A 19,110-nucleotide genomic window follows, 5' to 3' on the forward strand; every position below is an offset into this window, starting at 1 on the left:
GTTTGGGGCAGGCCCTTGATCTGCTTGAGTTCCTTGCGGCCGATGGAGGCCAGGACCGCGGCGATGATGCCCCAGATGACGGCGACGATCAGCGCGGACCAGCCCAGGGGCATGATGGCCCCGAGGGCCCACATCAGGGCCAGGGACAGGAAGAGCAGGACGAAGTGGCCGCCCACGCCGGCGCCGGCGAGCATGCCGGCGCCTTTCCCTGCGCGGGTGGCGGACTGCTTCGCTTCGGCCTTGGCCAGCTCCACTTCCTGGCGCATCAGGGTGGACAGGTCCCGGGTCACATCCCCCAGCAACTCGCCCAGCGACGCGTTGTCCGCTTTCATATGCGCCTCACTCGGCGGCATCTCCGGAATCTGGCTACTCATCACAGACCACCCGTGCCGCGGCGGCCGGTGCCGGAGGTGCCTTCGCTGCCGAACGGCTCGTCGTCGTTGTAGACGCCGTTTTCGGCCCGGTAGGGGTCGTCATCAAACCGAAGCGGGGTCTCCTCGGCGGTCCCCGAGGGCAGGGTGCTGGTGGATACCGGGGCGCCGCTGGCTACCGTCGGCTCAGCGAAGAGGTCATCGGTTCCGGCTGCGTACACGGTCTCCGGGTGCAGGGGCGCTACGGGCGGTGACTGCACTGCGCGGTGCTGGCCCAAACCCTGCTGGCCTGAGGCCTGGACCTGCCCCTGCGAGCCGGGGGCGCCTGCGGTCAGGCCGCGGGTGAGGCGTCCGGCCAGGACGCCGGCGCCGGCGGCGAGGAGCAGGAACGTTCCGGGCCGGTTGCGGGCAAACCGCTGGACCTCGTTCAGGAGGTCACCCGGCTCCCGGTTCTCCAGCCAGGACGCCATGGAGGACGTGCGATCGGCTGCCTGCCGGATGAGGTCGCTGGCCATGCCCTGCTGGTCCGGTGCGCTGGCCATGCTGTGCAGCTGGCTGGAGATGTTGCGGATGCCCTCGGCGGCCTTCTGCTGCTGCGTACCGGCCTGGCTGGTCAGGCCCGACTTCGCCTGGTGGAGCAGGTCCTGGGCGTTGGCCTTGGCCTCGTGGGCAACGTTCGCGGCCTCACCCTTGGCCGTCTGGGCTACTCCCTGGGCGGCAGATGCAGCTTCACCGGCAACGTTGGAAGCCTCCTCCTTCGCCGCCTGCGTCTTGGAGGTGTCGGCTGAGGTTCCCGTGTAGGAGGTCTGGCCGGGTACTGCCTCGGTTGCGCCGTATGGATCGACGACGGCCGGGTCGGTTGTGGTGCGCGGAGTCTGGGGCCATTGGTTCTCTGTCATCATCACTCTCTTTCAGAAAGGGTTAGCTGGCGAACAAGAACCAGCAGTGCTGGCAACTTAGTAAGCAAGGTTACTAACTAGATACTAAGCACACTTCTCATTTCGATTGCAAGGGGCAATGTCCTGCTGTTTGAAGTTCGGGGCGCCTGACGCGGGCCCCGGGGCGAGGTGGATAGTAAGCCTACTTGCGAACAGGTTGCTAAGCATGCTTATTGTAGGGGTGTAGCGACGCAGGGTGACCAGCACTTCGCCACCTATAGGAAGGCCGCGGCCGATGACCAGCAATCTCGATCCGGACGCCCGGAGCAGCTACCGCCTTATCACGTTGGCGGCGCGGCTGATCCAGCGGCGCCAGGACGATGCACTGGCCCCCCTTGGCCTCACCCGTGCCGCTGTTATTGCACTGGAAGGCCTGATGGGGGGCCCACTGAACCAGGAACAGCTCGCCGACGCGATCAGGGTCCAAAGCCAGACGCTGGGCAGGGTTCTCACCAGGCTTGAAGCCACCGGACTCATCACCAGGGTGCGCCAGGCTTCGGACCGAAGGCAGCTGAAGGTGGAGCTCACCGATGCCGGCGAAGCCGCCGTCGAAGCCGCACGGAAGGCCGAGGTCAACGCTTACCCGGATGACCCGGACATTGCGTGGAATGTACTCCGCGAGGAGCTGACGAAGTTTGTCCGCGCAGTACCGCCGGGCCGTGATACCGGTGTTGTCCCGTTTGCCCCGCCCGAACACCGGGCCGGGCACGGCCACCGGCCGCAGGCCGGGCGGGCAGGCGGCGCACGGAGCTGGGACCAGCCCCGCCAGAACTGAACTCCTTGCCGGAACTGAGAGTCCGGCCGGAATCATCAGCAGGAAAGGCAGTGGCCGGACCTTTCGGACCGGCCACTGCTTTTACTTAACCCTTGTCTTCCTGCTCATAGGCCTGGCAGGCATCTTTGAGGGCGCGGACGGACTCTGTTGGCACCTGGTCTCCGGCCTCCGCAATCTGGCCCAACGGCGTCGTAATTTCCGCCGGAACCCCTGCTGTCCATGCCGCCGAGACGAGGCCCGCCAGCGCCTGGCGGTCCTCCACGCTGACCAGGCCGTCCTGTACCACGGAGCAGATCTGCCGGTTGACCTCCTGGGCGGCGGCCGAGGCAACCTTGGAGGCGGCGTCGCTGGCCGCATTGCCGGCGGCTTCCCCTACGGCGCCGCATCCGGTCAGCAGCAACAGGGCGGTGGACAGGGAAGCGGCGGTAACGACGGCGGTGCGGAAAGTCATTCCTCCAGCGTACCGGCGGTGCCTACCGGCGGGCCGGGACGCCCAGGATGCTGTCCAGGAGTGCGTTCCGGAATTTGCCGTCCGGATCATGACGGGCGGCAAAGGAACGGAAGTCGGCGAAGCGCGGGTACAGCTTCTCCCAGTCATGGCTGTCCGGAGTGAAGAGCTTGCCCCAGTGCGGGCGGGCCCCGAAGGGCCGGAGGGCCTCTTCCAGGACCGGGAGGAAGGCTTCCACTTCCGGTTGCAGCGGTTTCCAGGTGAAGTGCAGGGCCACGCTCTGCTGCCGGTAGAAGGGGCTGAGCCAGAACTCGTCGGCAGCGCCGGTGCGGATTTCCGAGACGAAGAGCAGTGGTGCCAGTTGTCCGGCAAGCCCGCGCACTGCCTGGAGGGCGGCGGGGGCGTGCTCCAGGGGAAGGATGAACTCGCTTTGCAGTTCGTCCCCGTTGCTGGGCGTGAATTCGTGCCGGAAATGCGGCAGCCGGTCCAGCCACGGCCCGGGCTCATCCAGCTGTACTGTGCAGTTCTCGGCGGACATGTCCGGCAGCGGGTGCCGGGGGTTGAGGGCGGCGGTGGCACCGAACAGATTGGCGAGCGGCTGCTCTTCATCAAGTGCCTTGAGCCAGACCTGGTTGATCCTGTCGCCGGTGTAGTCAGTAAACAGGCTCACGCTGTAGGCGCTGGATACGATGGTGCTGAAATCGGCCAGGGCGTTGTCCCAGGGGAGATCCTCCAGGACGCGCTGGCGCATCCTGAAGCTGGGGCGCACGGCCAGTTCCAGTCCGGTGACGATGCCCAGGGCGCCGATGCCCACCACGCTGGCGAGGAACTCGTCCCCGTCCGCCGGGGTGAGCGTGACCTGCTCTCCGGAGGCCCGGACCAGGTTGATGGACTCCACGGCGCCGGCAAGTGAAGGGTTGTCCACCCCTGAGCCGTGCGTGCCGGTCTGCACCGCACCGGCCACCGAGATGTGCGGCAGCGAGGCCAGGTTATGGATGGCCACCCCGGACTGCTCCAACGTCCGGCATAACGCCCCGTAGCTCACTCCGCCACTGACGCGCACGGTGCCCTTGGCTGCGTCCAGGTCCACCTGCTGTGGCAGGGCATCGAGGAGGATGTGCACGCCGTCGGTATCACCCACCCGGTTGAAGGAGTGCCGGGAACCCAGGGCCTTGACCCGGGGCGCGGCCGCCACGATGTCCGCCAGTTCCGCTACGGATTCCGGCCGCCGGACATCCGCGGAGGAGTATTCGAGGTTTCCTGCCCAGTTCTTCATCGGTGGCTTTCGCTTGGGGTCGGTTTCCTCCAACTGTCAGCGCTAACAATTGCCCGTGTCAAGAAGCTTCCACGGTGCGGGCGGGGTTGCACCGCCCAGCCAGTGGCCGGGCCGCTCAAGACCGGCGGGGAGTCGGGTGCAAGCGCTGCCGCGGGCCGCGGTGATTTGTGCCTGGGTGAGGAAGAGCGCGTTGGTAAGGTCGGCGTCGTCGAACCTCGCATCCCGCAGGTCGGCCCCCAGCAGGTCCGCCGCCGTAAGGTCCGCGCCCCGGAAATCCGCGGCGATCAGGCAGGCGGCGCGAAGGTCGGCACCGCAGAGCGCCACGCCGCGCAGGTCTGCCCCGGCCAGATCCGCACCGGGCCGGAGCCGGCCAAGGCGCGGGTCGTCGTCAAAGTAGCCCGCGCGGACCTCCTCGCTGACCCAGCGCAGTGCGTCGCCTACCTGGACGTGCAGGGATCCGACGTCGGCGGCCAGGACGTCGTCGAGGGGACCCTCTGCAACGTCCCGGACCATGGCCTGCAGGTGGCGCACATCCCCGGCAGTCTCCGGGCCGTAGGCCTTCGCCCCGGCCTGCCCTAGGAGCCACAGCATTTCGTGCAGCTGGCGCAGGACTTTGAAGGCCGCGAACATATCCGGCGCCAATGCCGGGTCCTCCCGCCAGCTGGTGCCTCCGAACAACCGCTGGCTGACGGCCTGGCCGGCGCCGAAGCAGTCAAAGACCGTGCAGCCAACAAAGCCGCGGGGCCGGAGCCGGTCATGGATGGTGCAGGAAAAGTCCGCTGCCAGGTTGGGGCATGGCGTGGCCGGCAGTTTGTCGATGGCGAAGTCGGCCGAGCGGGTGAACCCGAAGGCAGTGCAGCACAATGCAAAGCATTGCGAGCAGTCAGGCCGAAGGGCGGGCTGGCCGGGGGAGATCGCAGCGGAAGGAGGGTTGGTGGGTTTCAAGATGGCTCCCGAGGGTGGTTCCGATAGGGGTGCGGGACGGAGGGGAACCCATCGCTGGGTTCCCCTCCGGGACACGCGGAATCACCGTTCCTGCTTGGGATGACGGGAACTGCGGACTGCTGGACATCAAAGGCAATGTATGAGAATCACTGCGTCCAGAGTATCCGCTGCTGCGGGGATCGGTCAGTTGTTTTTGGTATCCCCTGCCGGCGTGGTGCGCGGGGGAGGAACGCGACGGCTTCCGGTGGCTTCAAAGGCCGCCGCTATACGGAGCAGCTGGGTGTCGCTGTAGGCCCTGCCGGCAATGGTGAGGCCCACGGGCATCCCGATATCGGAAGCGATGCCCATGGGAACCGTGACTGTGGGGATGCCAAGGTGGCGCGGAACCAGGTTTCCGTTGGCAACCCAAACGCCGTTGCGCCAGGCGATGTCCGCAGAGCCTTCATTGACGTCCGCATCCGCTGGGGCCACGTCGGCGGCTGCCGGGAACACCACTGCATCCAGGCCCAGCCGGTCCATCCACTCCTCCAGGTCCACCCTGCGGGTCTCCTCGAGACCTGCCAGCCCCTGGGGCAGGTGCGGAATATTGGCCAGGACGGGAACCCCGTTGTCGCGGATCCAGGCGGGGTAGTCCGCGATGTCGTCGTCGAACCCGTCGTACCGGTCCGGCAGCGCGCTCTCGGGGGCTGGGAAGATGGCGGAACCGTCGACGTCGGCAAGGCGGTTCAGGCCAGGGTCGCCGTTGGCATCAAGGAAGTCATTCCACGCCCAGGCAGACAGGTCCACGATCTCCCGCCGCAGGTATTCCGGTGACACCAGTCCGCGCGTGGCAATGGTCGGCGCACCGGGCCGGTCGCCTTCATAATTGGACACCACCGGGAAATCCACCTCCACCACGTCCGCGCCTGCGGCTTCCAGGTCACGGCGCGCCGCTTTCCAGAGCTCCAGGATGGACGGGCGTGTTTCGATCCGCTGGCCTGTGGGGCCGCCGATGCCGGGTGCCTCCGAGGTCCCGGCGTCCGGGTCCGCGTTGATGTACATCCGGGGGATACCGAAGCACTTACCCGCCAGCACGCCTGCGGCCGCGGAAACGTCCCGCACCGCGAGGTCCATGTACGACGACGGGCGGACAGCGGATGCCTTGGGTACCGGGATCCAGGGCTGGACGCGCCAGAAGTCCCCGCGGGTCTCGCTATCGTCCGCCACCACTACGTCCAGGACCTCCAGCAGGTCGGCCATGGTGCGGGTGTGCGGAACCACCACGTCCATGGTGGGGACAAGTGGCCAGTTGCCGCGGACGGAAATGACGCCGCGGGAGGGGGTGTAGGCGCAGAGCGCATTGTTGGACGCGGGTGCCCGCCCCGAGGACCAGGTTTCCTCTGCGAGTCCGAAAGCGGCGAAACTGGCGGCAGTTGCGGTACCTGAGCCGTTGGACGACCCGGACGCGAAGGCCGCGGTGAGGTAGTGCTCGTTGTAGGGGCTTTCCGCCCGCCCATATACTCCACGCTGCATACCTCCATTGGCCATGGGCGGCATGTTGGTGAGTCCGATCAGGACCGCGCCGCCGGCCCGCAGCCGTTCGATGGTGAAGGCGTCGCGCTGGGCCACCAGGTCCTTGAAGGCCGGTGAGCCGGCGGCGACCGTGAGACCCTGCACCTGGTAGCTGTCTTTAGCCGTGTAGGGGATGCCGTCGAGGGGGCTGAGCGTGAAGCCGGCGGCGCGGCGCCGGTCTGACGCCTGTGCCTCGGTGATGGCGTCCGGGTTCATCACCACCAGCGCGTTCAGGCGTATGCCCGAGGAGTCATACTTCTCTATGCGTTCGAGATAGAGCCGGACCAGTTCCTCGCTGGTCATCTGGCCGGAGTCCAGGGCGGCGCGCAGCTGCGCGATGCCGGCCTCCACAACGTTGAACGTTTCGTTGAGCGGCAGCGGAGCCTGCGTTTCGGCCAGCTTCACAGTGCGCCCCCGTCCTTGGCGGCCGGCTGCTGCTGGGTGATGCAGTGGATGCCGCCACCGAAGGCGAAGATGTCCCGGGCATCCACCAGCTCCACCGTCCTGCCGGGATAGGCACGTTCCAGGATCCCGGCCGCAATGGCGTCGTTGGGATCGTCGAAGCCGCAGAGCACCACCACATCGTTGCCCACGTAGTGGTTGATATAGGACCAGTCCACCCAGCCTTCCTCGTCACGAAGGACTGTGGGGGCCGGAACGTCGATGATGCGCAGCGGCCGGCCCTGGGCGTCCAGTTCGCCGGCGAGGACGGCTTTCAGCTGCAGGTACACGGCGTGGTCGGGGTGTGCGGGATCGTCCTGGCGGTGCAGCAGGATGGTGCCTGTGCCGGCGAAGGCTGCCACGATGTCCACGTGGCCCCGTGTGCCGAACTCGTCGTAGTCCCTGGTCAGTCCGCGCGGAAGCCAGACGGCTTTGGTGGTGCCCAGGGCGCCGTGGACTTCCGCTTCCACCGACTCCTTGGTGGCGCCGGGGTTGCGGCCGGGATCCAGCTGGACTGTCTCGGTCAACAGGACGGTGCCTTCGCCGTCCACATGGAATCCGCCGCCTTCATTGACCAGGGCGCTTGGCCGGACGGGCACTCCGGCGCCCGCGGCCACTGTCCGGGCGACGTGCTGGTCCTTGGCCCAGGCCGCCCACTCCTGCGCGCCCCAGCCATTGAAGATCCAGTCAACGGCAGCCAGTGAGCCGTCCGGCTGGTGCACGAACGTGGGGCCGCTGTCCCTCAGCCACGCGTCATCGAGCGGGAGCTCCATGACGTCGATGCCGCCGCCCAGCCATTCCCTCGCGGCCGTGGCGTCCCTTGGGTCAGCCACCACGGTGACGGGCTCGTACCGGGCGATGGTCTGTGCCACCCTGGTCCAGGCTGCACGTGCGCGGTCAAGGGTGGGGCTTCCGACGGGGCCGAACGTGTCATTGGGTGGCGGGAACGCCATCCAGGTGCGCTGGTGGGCCTCCCACTCTGCGGGCATGCGGGCAGTGGTGCCGGTGGAAACGTGATCAAGGGCGGCGCTGTCCCTGACTGTCGAATAAATGAATGCCATTCATTTATTATGGGTTCGGCGCTGAGCGGGCGCAAGAGTGTTTCGTTTTAAGCCGTGCCCGCCGTGCCCGTGGCCGTCCGGTCCACCGCCGCCAGGATGGCATGCGCCAGTTGGTCCGGTTTGGTGAACTGCGGCCAGTGCCCTGTTGGCAGGTCGACGAATTCCACCTCCCGCACCTTTGCCAGTTCCGCCACGAACGGACTGCCGGCCGCGATCCACTCCCGGAGCATGGCGGACGGGAATTCGCAGGCGATCACGGTGGCGGGCACGCTGTAGCGCCGCTCGTCACGCAGGTGCTGCCTGCCGCAGGCCACGCCGCGGGGCTCGGGAACAGCCCGGGCCCGGAAGGCCTGCCGCAGCCCGTCGGTGAGATCCACCAGATCGGCATCGTCAAAACTCTCCCAAGGCGGCAGCGGCACATCGTCCCCCTCCGCCGGCAGCTCATCGTTGATGACGCCGCCTTCCCCCAGCGGTCCGCTGTCCACGTAGATGGCGCGTTCCACCTTCTCCGGCCGTGCATCCACCACCCCGTGAATGATGGCACCGCCGCCGGAATGGCCCACCAGGACCGCCTTGGCCGGCAAGCCATCCAGGACCCGCACCACTGCATCGATGTGGTCCTGCAGGTTGATACCCACGCGACTGGCCTCCGCCGATTCCTTGCCGGGAAGGGTGAGGGGGCGGGGCCGGTGCCCTGCTGCTTCCAGGGCAGGTGTCACCCCATCCCACGACGAGGCGTCCAACCAGAAACCGGGTACCAGGATGATGTCCATGACCGAACCCTACTCCCCGCCCCCAACACGGAAGCGTCTTGTCCTATCGCTTCCGCTTCCGGTCCTTGCCTCCCGTCCGGCTCCCGCGTTCGGAGGCCTCGCGCTCGGCCCAGCGTTGTGATTTGCCCGCCGCAACCACTTTTTGCTGCCACTCCCGGTGGTAGGCGCGCTGGGCGGCGACGTCGGATCGGCGTGCAAGTGCCGCCAGTTCCCGCTGCATCTTCACATACGAATTCCAGCGGCGTTCTGCCAGGGCGCCGCTGTGGATCGCTTCGCGGACGGCGCAGCCGGGCTCAGTACCGTGCGCACAGTCAGCGAACCGGCAACCGGCGGCCAGTTCCTCGACGTCGCCGAACATCCCGTCCAGCCCTTCGCCGGCGTCGAACAGCCCAAACCCGCGCACGCCGGGCGTATCCATCAGCACCGTCCCGTTGGACAGCGGCACCAGCTCCCTGGCAGTGGTGGTGTGCTTGCCCTTGAAATCTCCGGACCGCACCTCCCCGGTTTCCTGGACCTGGCGGCCCACCAAGGCATTGATCAACGTGGATTTCCCGGCACCGGACGGCCCCAGGAGCACGATGGTCCCGCCGGTCGGAATCTGCCCCATCAGTTCGTCGATCCCGTCCCCGTTTTCGGCCGACGTGGTGACCACCTCCACACCTGCCGCCTGCAGGATGACTTTCCCGACGACGTCGTCCGCCACCTCTGCCAGGTCTGCCTTGGTGATGATCACCAGGGGAGTGGCGCCGGAATCCCATGCGGCGACGAGGGTGCGTTCCAATCGGTTGTGAGTGAGGGGCCGGTCCACGGGCACCACCACCCCCACCGTGTCCATGTTCGCGGCCAGGACCTGGGCGGCGGAGGAGTCCTCGAATGCCCGTTTTCGGCTGAGCTCGGAGCGTCGGGGAAGGACGGCCAGGATTTGCCGGTCGCCCGCCCGGTTTGGGCCGATCCAGACCCAGTCACCGGTGACGGCCTGCCCGCCGGACAGGGGGTATGGCAGGTGCAGGAGCCCGTCGTCGACGGCAACGAGCAGCAGGGTGCGGTCCACGCGCACCACCCGCCCGGGTGCAGTTGCCCCCGGGCAGGGGTGCTGATCGAAATAGTGGGCCACGGCGGGTGTGTAGCCGTAGGCGGACAAGGCCCCGCCTTGCATCGGATCGCTGTTTGCGGTGCTGTCGCTGTGTTCGTTGGTGGTGTCCAGGGGGTTGCCTGAAGAAGTATGCACTGTGGTTTCCTTGGATATCCCCGGTGCACTGGCGGTTGGACGCGCAGCGTCAGGAAACGCGAATGCAGCCGGGCGGGATGGTTGATGTGGTGGATGCGGGGCGCTCACGGCGCGCGGCAACAGCAGTCATCAAAACCACCTCCATTCCCTCGTGCGGGTTCCGGTCCTCCTGCCGGGAAGCGGCAGGGCGGGAACGCGTCCCACTCTAGCGGCCCCCGATGCCGGGGTCCAGAGGGCTACCGCCGAAGTTCCAGTGCCCGTTTCTGTCGTCCAGTAATGGACGAAACGTAGCCGCAGTTGGTGCAGGTGATGCGGAATTTCCGCGACACCGTGAGTACCGGAATGAAGAACAGGGTGAACCTGGTGGCCTGCTCTTCCAGGAGATGGTGGATGAAGGCGCCGCAGTTACTGCAGGTTGCCGCCCGCCCTGGGAGGGCCTTGTGGACGGTCTTGAAACCGAAGAGAAGGAGCATGTCATGCCTTTCGTGGTCCCGTGGTTTACCTGCCAGCCTAGGTGGGTTTGAGGAGTCCCGGCGGGGGTAAGGGGTCTTCTGCACCATGTTGGTGGATGCAATACTTGCGTGAGGCAACATCGGGGCTTTGGGGGGCTACTGGCAGATGGTTCTGGATACGGCGACCCTCCGCATCGCTTTTGGCCTCATGGCCCTTGTCCTGGTGGTCCTCTTCTACTTTGCCGCCTACCGGTTGACGCGCTCGCCTTACAGCGCCTGGTGGTGCGGCGCCCTGCTGTTCTTCCTCTCCGGGGCAGGCTGCTACCTGCTGGACGGCACAGCCCACCAGGTGTGGGCCAACCCGGTGGGGAACGCCCTGCTGGTGCACGGCGGCGTCGCCGTGTGGGCCGGGGCCCGCTCCCTGCGGACCGTGCGGCCGCCCAAGTGGGCCTTCACCGGCGTTCCGCTGGTCACCCTGGTGGCCTCCCTGCTGGACCATCCCGCCACCAACACCTGGTCCGGCGGCCCAGTGTTCCTCGCCGCCATGAGCCTGACCATCGGGTTGGCGTCACGTGAACTCTGGCGCCTTGAGCCGGGTTATTCACGCGTCCGCATCCCCTTGGCGATGGCTGCCGGAGGGCTCAGCGTTTTCTACTTCTTCCGCTGGCTGGCCTTTCTGGCCGAGGGGCCTGAGGGCAGGATCTTCGTCACCATCTTTGGATCCGCCGTCACCACCCTGCTGACCATGGTGCTGCTGGTGGTGGTCTCCTTCAGCATGGCGGCGCTGAGCACCGAACAACAGACGCGGGCCCTGCGCGTGGTGGCAAGCCGCGACGACCTCACCGGACTCCTGAACCGCAAGGCCTTCCTGGACCTGGCCGGGGAGCAGCTGGCGGACCGCTCCATTACCGGCGGCTCAGGAGCCCTGATCCTGGCGGACCTTGACCATTTCAAGACTGTCAACGACACCTACGGCCATGCCGCCGGAGACCTCGCATTGCAGGCCTTCGCTGACGCCTGCGCTGCAACCGTGCGCTCCACCGACCTGACCGGGAGGTACGGCGGGGAAGAGTTCGTCATCCTGGTGCCTGGCGCAAGCGCCGAACGGGCCGAGACGATTGCCGGGGAAATCAGCAGGCGCATGGCCGGGGCGGTTGCGCCGGCCGGAATGGAGATGCCCACCGCGAGTTACGGCATTTCCACCTATGACGGCGGGACCTCGGATGTTGAGGAGCTCATCGCCGCGGCTGATGCGGCCCTGTACAGGGCGAAGTCCCTGGGGAGAAACCGCGCCGCCCGCAGCGATGGTGTGCATTAGCTCCCCTGCGACGGGCGGCGCGGTTCCGGATGGTTATTTGGCCTGAAGGGCGTCTGCCTGCTCGGCCAGGACGGTCAGCGCCACGCTTTCCGGCCGCTCAACGGTGCTTTGGATGCTCACCGTCATGCCGCTGTGGGCGGCTTTCAGGACCGATTCCATGACCTCCAGGACATGGTAGGCCAGGGCACCGCCCGCGCGGGGTTCCTTGCCCTGGGGAGTGGCGGCCAGGTCCGCGATGCCGAATCCCCGGCCGGAATCGACGTACCCTGCCGAAGCGGGAAGGGTTTCCCAGTCCTCCGCGCCCAGGGAGAACAGCTGGACGTCGCCGTCAAAGTGGTTGGGATCCGGTACCACCAGGGATCCGCGCTCGCCGTGGATCTCGATGTTGGGCGACTTGGACTTCACGGCGTCGAAGCTCATGAAAAGGGTGGAGAGCGCCCCGGAGGCGTGGACCAGGATGCCAGTGACGTGGGAGTCGATGGTGACGGGCACCTTTTCACCCTGCCTCGGCCCGGATCCGATAGTCCGCTCGTTGCGGGTATGGCTGGCTGCGCCCAGCACCGAGACAACGGGGCCCAGCAGCGTCACCAGGGCGGTGACATAGTAGGGGCCCATGTCCAAAAGGGGCCCGCCGCCGGGCTGGTAGTAAAAGTCAGGGTTTGGGTGCCAGCGCTCGTGGCCCGGAGTCACCATGGTGGCCGACGCCGAGATGGGGGCACCGATGAGGCCATCGTCGATGGCTTTGCGGGCCGTCTGGATGCCGGTGCCCAACACGGTGTCAGGGGCACAGCCGACGACGACGCCTGCCTGGCGTGCTGCGTCCAGCACTTGGCGTGCCTCCGCAGTTGTGGCGGCCAGCGGCTTTTCGCCGTACACGCTCTTGCCCGCCGCGATCGCCTTCAGCGCCACGTCCGCGTGCGCGGCGGGGATGGTCAGGTTCAGGACCAAGTCCACGTCGTTAGCAGCCAGCAGTTCATCCACGGACAGGGCGCGGACGCCCTCGTAGTCATCCGCCACCGCCTGGGCACGTGCCGGATCCAGGTCCGCCACGGCTACCAGCTGGACCTGGTCCAGCCGCCGGAAATTGGTGAGGTACTGGGCGATGATGGCTCCGCAGCCAATGATTCCGACTTTCAACGGCTTGCCCACAGCAGGCCCCTTTCAATGATGGTGCGTACGTTCTGGTCCTGCAGGATTTCCACGCGGTGGCCGGGGGTGGTCACGAAGATCCGGCCCTTGCCCCACTGCCGGGTCCAGATGGCGGGGGAGGTCACTTCACGGTTCCACGGGTCCCATTCGCGGACCTTCTGGGTGGTGGTGGCCAGGACGTCGATGTAGTCGTCGGAGAGGACCCAGTACTGTTCGGTCACCAGGTCGAAGTCCTTGATGCCCTGGGTGATGGGGTGTTCGGCGGCTGCGGGCAGCATGTTGACCGTGTATGGCACATAGTTGTCCGACTGCTCGCCGACGCACTCGTCCGGGTGCTTGCCGGGGTGGCATGCGAACTGTCCGCCGATCAGGTGCAGGTAGTCGGAGGTGTTCCGGTAGGAATCGGCGATTCCACCGTGCCACCCCGCCAGGCCGGTGCCGTTCTCCACGGCTGCCCGCAGTCCGGCGAACTCGTCCTTTTCAATGGTGGACATGGTCATGCACTGCATGATCAGGTCCACGCCGGCCATGTAGGCAGCGTCGGCGTAGACCTTGGGGCTTTCTTCCACCCGGACGTCATAGCCGTTGTCCTTCAGGTAGGGGATGAAGAGCTCGGTGGCCTCATACGGCTGATGGCCGTCCCAGCCGCCCCGGACCACCAGGGCATTCTTGCGTTCGGTCATTGAAGTTTCCTTTGTTTGGCAGCCGGCTCTGCCGGCCGGAACGAGCAGGGGTCAGTGGCTGGCGAAGGCGGCGTCGAAGGCGGCTGCCGGCGGGGCGATCCGGGCCAGGTCCTGGACCATGGCCAGCGCCTGGGGGGCGCCGATGAGGCGGTCCATTCCCGCATCCTCCCATTCGATGCTGGTGGGGCCGTCGTAGCCGATGGCGTTCAGGGTCCGGAAGATCCGGTTCCACTGCACGTCCCCGTGTCCTGCCGTGACGAAGTCCCAGCCCCTCCGTGGATCCGCCCAGGCGAGGTGCGAGCCCAGGCGGCCGTTGCGGCCATCCAGTTGGCGGACGGATTCCTTGACGTGCACGTGGAAGATCTTGTCCGCGAAGTCCTGCAGGAACATCACCGGATCCAGGTCCTGCCAGATGAAGTGGGAGGGGTCGAAGTTCAGGCCGAAGTTCTCCCTGTGGCCGGTGGCCTCAAGCGTCCGCTTCGCCGTCCAGTAGTCGTAGGCGATTTCGGAGGGGTGGACCTCGAGTGCGAACCGGACACCCTCTTCGTCGAAGACGTCCAGGATGGGGTTCCACCGGTCCGCGAAGTCCTGGTAGCCGGCGTCGATCATTGCCTGGGAGGCTGGCGGGAACATGGCGACGGCCTTCCAGATGGAGGAACCGGTGAACCCTGTCACGGTCTTGACGCCGAGCCGCGCGGCCGCGCGGGCGGTGTCCTTCATGGCTTCCGCCGCCCGGCGGCGTACTCCTTCAGGTTCGCCGTTGCCCCAGACTTCCGCTGACAGGATGCCCTGGTGGCGTTCGTCGATGGGGTCGTCGCAGACGGCCTGGCCGGTGAGGTGGTTGGCGATGGCGAAGACCTTGAGGTTGTTCTTCTCGAGGATGTCCAGCCGGCCCTGGAGGTAGTTGTCGTCCTCCGCAGCCCGGCGCGGGTCCAGGTGGTCGCCCCAACAGGCGATCTCCAGCCCGTCAAAGCCCCACTCGCCGGCAAGCCGCGCCACTTCCTCAAAGGGGAGGTCGGCCCACTGCCCGGTGAACAGCGTGATTGGTCGTGTCATGTGTATTCCTTGGTTGCTTGAAGTTCGGTGCCGCTCAGACTTTTTGCCATTGGCTGGCGTTGGCGGCGCTGGACTCCACCGCGGCGAGGACCCGCTGTACCTGCAGGGCGTCGGCGAAGGACGGTTCGGGCTGGCGGCCTTCTCCGATGGCCGTGACGAGGTCCACCACCTGGTGGGTGAAGCCATGCTCGTACCCCAGGCCGTGGCCGGTGGGCCACCAGTTCCCCACATAGGGGTGCTCGGGTTCCGTGACGAAGATCCGGCGGAAGCCGGCGTCGGGAGATTCGGCAGCGTCATAGAAGGACAGGACGTTCATGTCCTCGAAGTCAAAGGCCAAGGAGCCCTTTGTGCCGTTGACCTCCAGCCGCATGGCGTTCTTCCTGCCCAGGGCGTAGCGCGTCGCCTCAAAGACGCCGATGGCACCCGCGGAGGCACCGCCGTCGAACTTTGCGCTGAAGATGGCGGCGTCATCAACGGTGACCGCCCCGCGCGGAGCGTCGCTGCTGAGGTCGCCGTGGCCGCCAAGGCCCACCAGGTCGCCGGCCAGCGGGCGTTCCCGGACGAAGGTTTCCAGCATTGCCGACACCCCGCTGATATTCAGGCCGGTGACCCACTGCGCGGCGTCGATGCTGTGGGCTCCGATGTCACCCAGGGAGCCGGAGCCGGACTTGCTCTTGTCCAGCCGCCAGGTCATGGGGGCATTGGCATCGGAGAGCCAGTCCTGCAGGTACTGGGCGCGGATGTGGCGGATCTCGCCGAGCCTGCCCTGTTCCACGAACCGCTTGGCCAGGGCCAGTGCAGGGGTGCGGCGGTAGCTGAAGCCGCACATGGAGAAGACGCCGTTCTTTGCGGCGGTTTCCGCAGCGAGCGTCATCCGTTCGGCCTCCTCCACGGAGTTGGCCAGCGGCTTTTCGCACAACACATGCTTGCCCGCTTCAAGGGCGGCGATGGCAATCTCGGCGTGTGTGTTGCCGGGGGTGCAGATGTCGATGAGGTCGATGTCGTCACGCTCGATCAGGCGCCGCCAGTCGGTCTCAACCGAGTCCCAGCCGAGCTTGTCTGCCGCGGCACGGACGCCGTCGGCATTCCTGCCGGCCACCGCGGTGAGCTGTGGCTGCAGCGGCAGGTCGAAGAACCGCGGTGCGGTGCGCCAGGCGTGGGAGTGGGCTGCACCCATGAAGGCGTAGCCCACCATGCCGACCCGCAGGGGCTTGGCAGCGGTCATGTTGAAAGTCCTTTCTGTAAGCGCCCGGGCGTTACTTGCTGAAGCCGGCGGTCAGGCCTGCCAGCAGCTGGCGGCGGCCGATGACGTAAAGCACCAGGATGGGCAGCGTGCTGAGCACCACCGAGGCGAGGACGGCCGGGATATTGACGCTGTACTCGCCCTGGAAGCTCCACAGGCCCAGGGGCAGGACCCGCAGGCCCGGGCTTTGGGTGAGGACCAGCGGCAGCAGGAACCCGTTCCAGACATGCAGGCCGTTGTAGATGGCCACGGTCACGATGGCAGGGCGGGTGAGGGGCAGGGCGAGCCGCCACATGGTCTGCCATTCGCTGCAGCCGTCCAGCCGCATTGACTCGAACAGTTCGTTCGGGACGTCGCGGATGAAGTTGGACAGGATCAGCACGGTCAGCGGGATGGCAAAGGCGATGGACGGCAGCATCAGAGCCAGCAGGCTGTCGTACAGGTTGAGCCGGATGATCATCAGGTAGATCGGGATGATCGTGGCCTGCAGCGGGATGGCAAGCCCCATGAGGAACATGCCGTTGACCAGCTTCAGGAACCGCCCGCTGCCGCGGACGATCGCGAACGAGGCCATGAATGAAATCAGCACGGTGGGTATCACGGAACCGAGCGTGACGATGGCGCTGTTCATGAAGTACGTGGCGAAGTCGGCCTCAAGGACCAGCTGGTAATTCTCCAGCGTCGGAGAGGTCGGGAGGGCCAGGGGATTCTGGCCGAAGTACCCCGCCTGCGTCTTAAGGCTGGTGATTACCACGTAGTAGACCGGCAGGATGATGATGGCCAGCCAGATCCAGCCGCCCAGTCCTCCCGGGATGTTGAGCCGGCTCAGCCGTTGGCCGAGGCCCCGCTTGGGAACCATGGAGCCGCCCATGGTTCCACTCCGGGCCTCCTGCGTATTGCTTTTCAATACGGTGCTCACCCTACAAACCTTCCAATTGGCTGCCCTGCTTGTCCTTGCCGCCAAGACGCTGGAGGAACAAGGCAAGACCGAGGCCGATGATGACGAGAATGACGGCGATGACGCTGGCCGGGCCCATGAGGTTGGCCCGGAAGCCCCGCAGGTACATGTCCAGCGCCAGGATCCGGGTGGAGTTTCCGGGGCCGCCGCCGGTGAGGACGAAGATCAGGTCGAAGTAGGTCAGCGACCCCACCACCATCAGCGTGGACGAGGTGATGATGGTGTACTTCAACTGGGGCAGGGTGATGTGGAAGAACTGCTTGATGGTCCCGGCCCCGTCGATCTGGGCCGCCTCGTAGAGCGACTTCGGAATCTGCCGCACGCCGCCCTGGTAGATGAGGGTGTGGAACGGGACGAATTGCCAGGCGATGACGAAGATGACCAGGCCGAGCGCCAGGTGCGGCACTCCCAGCCAGTCCTGCGCCAGGAACGGCAACCCCAGTCCGGTTGCCAGGCCGAAGTTGGGATCCAGCAGGGCCTTGAAGGCGATGGCGACAGCAGCGGATGAGAGCAGCAGGGGCAGGAAGTACAGCACAGCCAGGGCGGCCCGGTAGCGCTGGCTTCCGGCTGTGAACACCCCCAGCAGGAGGCTGATGGGGGTCTGGACCAGCCAGGAGACGATCATGATCAGGAACGTCAGGCCCAGCGCGTTGTACAGTCCCGGATCCGCAAACACGGAGAACCAGTTGTCCATGCCCGCCGCCCCGATGGCACCGATGCCGTCCCAGCTGGTGAAGCTGAGGATGAGCACGCCGGCCAGCGGGATGACGGCGAACACCAGGAAGAAGAACAGTGCCGGCAGTGTCAGCCATGCCAGGGCGGCCTTGCGCTTTTCGGTTTCCCTGGCATCCTTTATGCCGACGGCGGCTCCCGGGGCGGTGGAGATAGCGTTACTCATTTGCCCAGGGTGGCGTTCATGTTCTCGGCGAACTGCTGCGGGGTGATCGACTTCAGGAACAACTGGTCGATGTTGTTCAGCAGGGCCTCGGCTGCGGTGGGGCTCAGCGCCTGGTCCCAGGACTGCTGGAAGCTCGGCGCGTTCTTGGCCATGCCGTAGACGAAGTTGAGGAAGTCCTTGTCCGGGGAGCCGTTCAGCTTGTCCTCGATGCCGTTGACAATGGGAACCGAGCCGGAATTGATGTAGGCATCAATGACGGTGTCGGTCAGGATCCCGTCCTTGAAGAACTTCTTGGCGGACTCCTTTTCCTTGTCAGTGGCCTTGGAGGAAATCGACATGTACGAGGCAGGGTTGCCAACGCCGTTCTTGGGATCGCCCTTGCCGCCTGCGACAGTGGGGAAGTTGACGAAACCCAGCTTTCCGTCCTGGACGAAATTCTGGCCGTTCTTCTTCATGCCACCGTAGGTCCAGGAGCCGTGCAGCATCATGGCGGCCTTGCCCGTGAACAGAAGTGCCTGGTCTGCGTTGGAGTCCGCGGTGATGGAGGAGAAACCCTTGATGAAGCCATCCGCGGAGACGAGTTCCTGGATTTTGGTGCCGGTCTCGATCACGGCAGGGTCCATCCAGGCATTCGGCTTTCCTTCGAAGATGGCCTTGAAAACGTCGGGGCCGCCGATCCGGTCGAGCAGGTATTCGAGCCACATCATGGAGGTCCAGCGCGACTGCCCGCCCAGGGAGAAGGGGGCCACTCCCATGCCGTTGAAGGTCTTGACCAAAGACATAATGTCGTCCCAGGTCTTGGGCGGCTGGACGCCTGCCTTTGCGAAGAGTTCCTTGTTGTAGAAAAGGACGATCGGGGCGACGTACTGGTTGGGCAGGGCATAGATCTTGCCGTTGACAGTGGCTGCACCGAAGACGGACGGGAAGAACTTCTTCTTCAGGTCCGGGTTCTGGTCAAACCAGCTGGTCAGGTCCTCTACCTGGTTGGCCTCGGCGTAGGTCTTCAGGCCACCGCCGCCCCAACCGTAGATGATGGTGGGCGCCTGGCCCGCGCCGATCGCAGTCTTGATCTTGGTCTTGTATGCGTCGTTCTGGAAATAGGTGACAGTTATTTTGTCGTTCGGGTTCGCCGAGCTGAACGCGTCCGCGGCCTTCTGCATCGTGGTCTGGTTCGGCTCGCCGGACAGATACCACATGCTGGCGCCCCCGCCGCCGCTGGAAGCGCCCGGGCCGGACGTCCCGCAGGCACTGGTTGCGGCAACGGCAAAGGGAGTAAGGGCAGCGAGGGCGAGGAAAGAGCGCCGGGAGGACTGGGGTTGCTTCATTGCTTCTCCATTGTGATTTTGCAGTCGGGTTCCGGGCGTCATCTTCGACAGTTGTTCGAAATATTTCGACCCGGTGATATAAGTCACGTTGTAAACTAAAGCGGGAAAAAGCCGCGCGGTCAAGGGATCGTGGAGGATATTTTTCCATCACGGCCCGAGTTCTGAATGGGCCTTGACCCCAGAAGTCGCCGTTCTGCACAATGAAAACGTTTCCCCACCTT

Annotated in this window: 19 protein-coding genes; 2 read left to right on the plus strand and 17 right to left on the minus strand. The window is 65.9% G+C overall.

What is annotated here, in order from left to right; all coding sequences use genetic code 11:
• Together ACR65K_RS15920 and ACR65K_RS15925 are read right to left on the minus strand one after the other, a co-directional pair.
• On the minus strand, window positions 1-374 hold a 374-nt coding region (locus tag ACR65K_RS15920), incomplete at its 3' end, for a phage holin family protein (RefSeq protein ID WP_440153967.1).
• On the minus strand, window positions 374-1,270 hold the full coding sequence (locus ACR65K_RS15925) for a hypothetical protein (protein ID WP_440153968.1): 897 nt from the start codon (window positions 1,268-1,270) through the stop codon (window positions 374-376). The genes ACR65K_RS15925 and ACR65K_RS15920, both read right to left, overlap by 1 nt.
• Before the next feature lie 274 nt (window positions 1,271-1,544).
• On the opposite strand from ACR65K_RS15925, the gene ACR65K_RS15930 reads away from it, so the two are divergent.
• On the plus strand, window positions 1,545-2,084 hold the full coding sequence (locus tag ACR65K_RS15930) for a MarR family winged helix-turn-helix transcriptional regulator (RefSeq protein ID WP_056338156.1): 540 nt from the start codon (window positions 1,545-1,547) through the stop codon (window positions 2,082-2,084).
• Window positions 2,085-2,169: 85 nt separating this feature from the next.
• Here the strand turns inward: ACR65K_RS15930 and ACR65K_RS15935 are convergent, their stop codons facing one another.
• From ACR65K_RS15935 to ACR65K_RS15970, 8 genes are all read right to left on the minus strand, one after another.
• Window positions 2,170-2,535, minus strand: coding sequence for a hypothetical protein (locus ACR65K_RS15935; RefSeq protein WP_440153969.1), 366 nt, complete (start codon window positions 2,533-2,535; stop codon window positions 2,170-2,172).
• A 22-nt stretch (window positions 2,536-2,557) separates the two neighbouring features.
• Window positions 2,558-3,808 carry a D-arabinono-1,4-lactone oxidase gene (locus ACR65K_RS15940; protein WP_440153970.1) on the minus strand — a complete coding sequence of 417 codons (1,251 nt, stop codon included), beginning with the start codon at window positions 3,806-3,808 and terminating at the stop codon, window positions 2,558-2,560.
• A gap of 42 nt (window positions 3,809-3,850) precedes the next feature.
• Entirely contained in the window at window positions 3,851-4,753 is a 903-nt protein-coding gene (locus tag ACR65K_RS15945; protein ID WP_440153971.1) for a pentapeptide repeat-containing protein, read from the minus strand.
• 183 nt (window positions 4,754-4,936) lie between these two features.
• Window positions 4,937-6,709: an amidase gene (locus ACR65K_RS15950; protein WP_440153972.1), complete on the minus strand. Its 1,773-nt coding sequence runs from the start codon at window positions 6,707-6,709 to the stop codon at window positions 4,937-4,939.
• Window positions 6,706-7,806, minus strand: a complete 1,101-nt coding sequence (locus ACR65K_RS15955; protein ID WP_440153973.1) for an agmatine deiminase family protein — start codon at window positions 7,804-7,806, stop codon at window positions 6,706-6,708. Before ACR65K_RS15955 ends, ACR65K_RS15950 begins: the two co-directional genes overlap by 4 nt.
• Before the next feature lie 47 nt (window positions 7,807-7,853).
• Window positions 7,854-8,579 (minus strand): alpha/beta fold hydrolase, encoded by a 726-nt coding sequence (locus ACR65K_RS15960; protein WP_440153974.1) that lies wholly within the window; start codon window positions 8,577-8,579, stop codon window positions 7,854-7,856.
• 43 nt (window positions 8,580-8,622) lie between these two features.
• The gene (rsgA, locus tag ACR65K_RS15965) at window positions 8,623-9,807 is read right to left on the minus strand and encodes a ribosome small subunit-dependent GTPase A (RefSeq protein WP_440153975.1); all 1,185 of its coding nucleotides are present in this window, start codon (window positions 9,805-9,807) and stop codon (window positions 8,623-8,625) included.
• A 236-nt stretch (window positions 9,808-10,043) separates the two neighbouring features.
• Window positions 10,044-10,280, minus strand: coding sequence for a zinc-ribbon domain-containing protein (locus ACR65K_RS15970; RefSeq protein ID WP_440153976.1), 237 nt, complete (start codon window positions 10,278-10,280; stop codon window positions 10,044-10,046).
• A 145-nt stretch (window positions 10,281-10,425) separates the two neighbouring features.
• Here ACR65K_RS15970 and ACR65K_RS15975 point away from each other — a divergent pair, with 145 nt between their 5' ends.
• On the plus strand, window positions 10,426-11,577 hold the full coding sequence (locus ACR65K_RS15975; protein WP_440153977.1) for a GGDEF domain-containing protein: 1,152 nt from the start codon (window positions 10,426-10,428) through the stop codon (window positions 11,575-11,577).
• Window positions 11,578-11,610: 33 nt separating this feature from the next.
• Here ACR65K_RS15975 and ACR65K_RS15980 read toward each other — a convergent pair whose 3' ends face one another.
• The 7 genes from ACR65K_RS15980 to ACR65K_RS16010 are packed head-to-tail and all read right to left on the minus strand — an operon-like array spanning window position 11,611 to window position 18,889.
• Window positions 11,611-12,726 (minus strand): Gfo/Idh/MocA family protein, encoded by a 1,116-nt coding sequence (locus ACR65K_RS15980; protein ID WP_440153978.1) that lies wholly within the window; start codon window positions 12,724-12,726, stop codon window positions 11,611-11,613.
• Complete coding sequence (locus ACR65K_RS15985; RefSeq protein ID WP_056338125.1) at window positions 12,711-13,409, minus strand: ThuA domain-containing protein; 699 nt, start codon at window positions 13,407-13,409, stop codon at window positions 12,711-12,713. Before ACR65K_RS15985 ends, ACR65K_RS15980 begins: the two co-directional genes overlap by 16 nt.
• 51 nt (window positions 13,410-13,460) lie before the next feature.
• Window positions 13,461-14,465 carry a sugar phosphate isomerase/epimerase family protein gene (locus ACR65K_RS15990; RefSeq protein WP_440153979.1) on the minus strand — a complete coding sequence of 335 codons (1,005 nt, stop codon included), beginning with the start codon at window positions 14,463-14,465 and terminating at the stop codon, window positions 13,461-13,463.
• A 34-nt stretch (window positions 14,466-14,499) separates the two neighbouring features.
• Window positions 14,500-15,690, minus strand: coding sequence for a Gfo/Idh/MocA family protein (locus ACR65K_RS15995; RefSeq protein WP_440153980.1), 1,191 nt, complete (start codon window positions 15,688-15,690; stop codon window positions 14,500-14,502).
• Between the two features lie 31 nt (window positions 15,691-15,721).
• Entirely contained in the window at window positions 15,722-16,627 is a 906-nt protein-coding gene (locus ACR65K_RS16000) for a carbohydrate ABC transporter permease (RefSeq protein ID WP_056338109.1), read from the minus strand.
• A 1-nt stretch (window position 16,628) separates the two neighbouring features.
• Window positions 16,629-17,564 carry a carbohydrate ABC transporter permease gene (locus ACR65K_RS16005; RefSeq protein ID WP_440153981.1) on the minus strand — a complete coding sequence of 312 codons (936 nt, stop codon included), beginning with the start codon at window positions 17,562-17,564 and terminating at the stop codon, window positions 16,629-16,631.
• Window positions 17,561-18,889, minus strand: coding sequence for an extracellular solute-binding protein (locus tag ACR65K_RS16010; RefSeq protein ID WP_440153982.1), 1,329 nt, complete (start codon window positions 18,887-18,889; stop codon window positions 17,561-17,563). The genes ACR65K_RS16005 and ACR65K_RS16010 overlap by 4 nt, the downstream gene beginning before the upstream one ends.
• Window positions 18,890-19,110 lie beyond the last annotated feature (221 nt).

The organism is Arthrobacter sp. SAFR-179 (assembly GCF_059414945.1).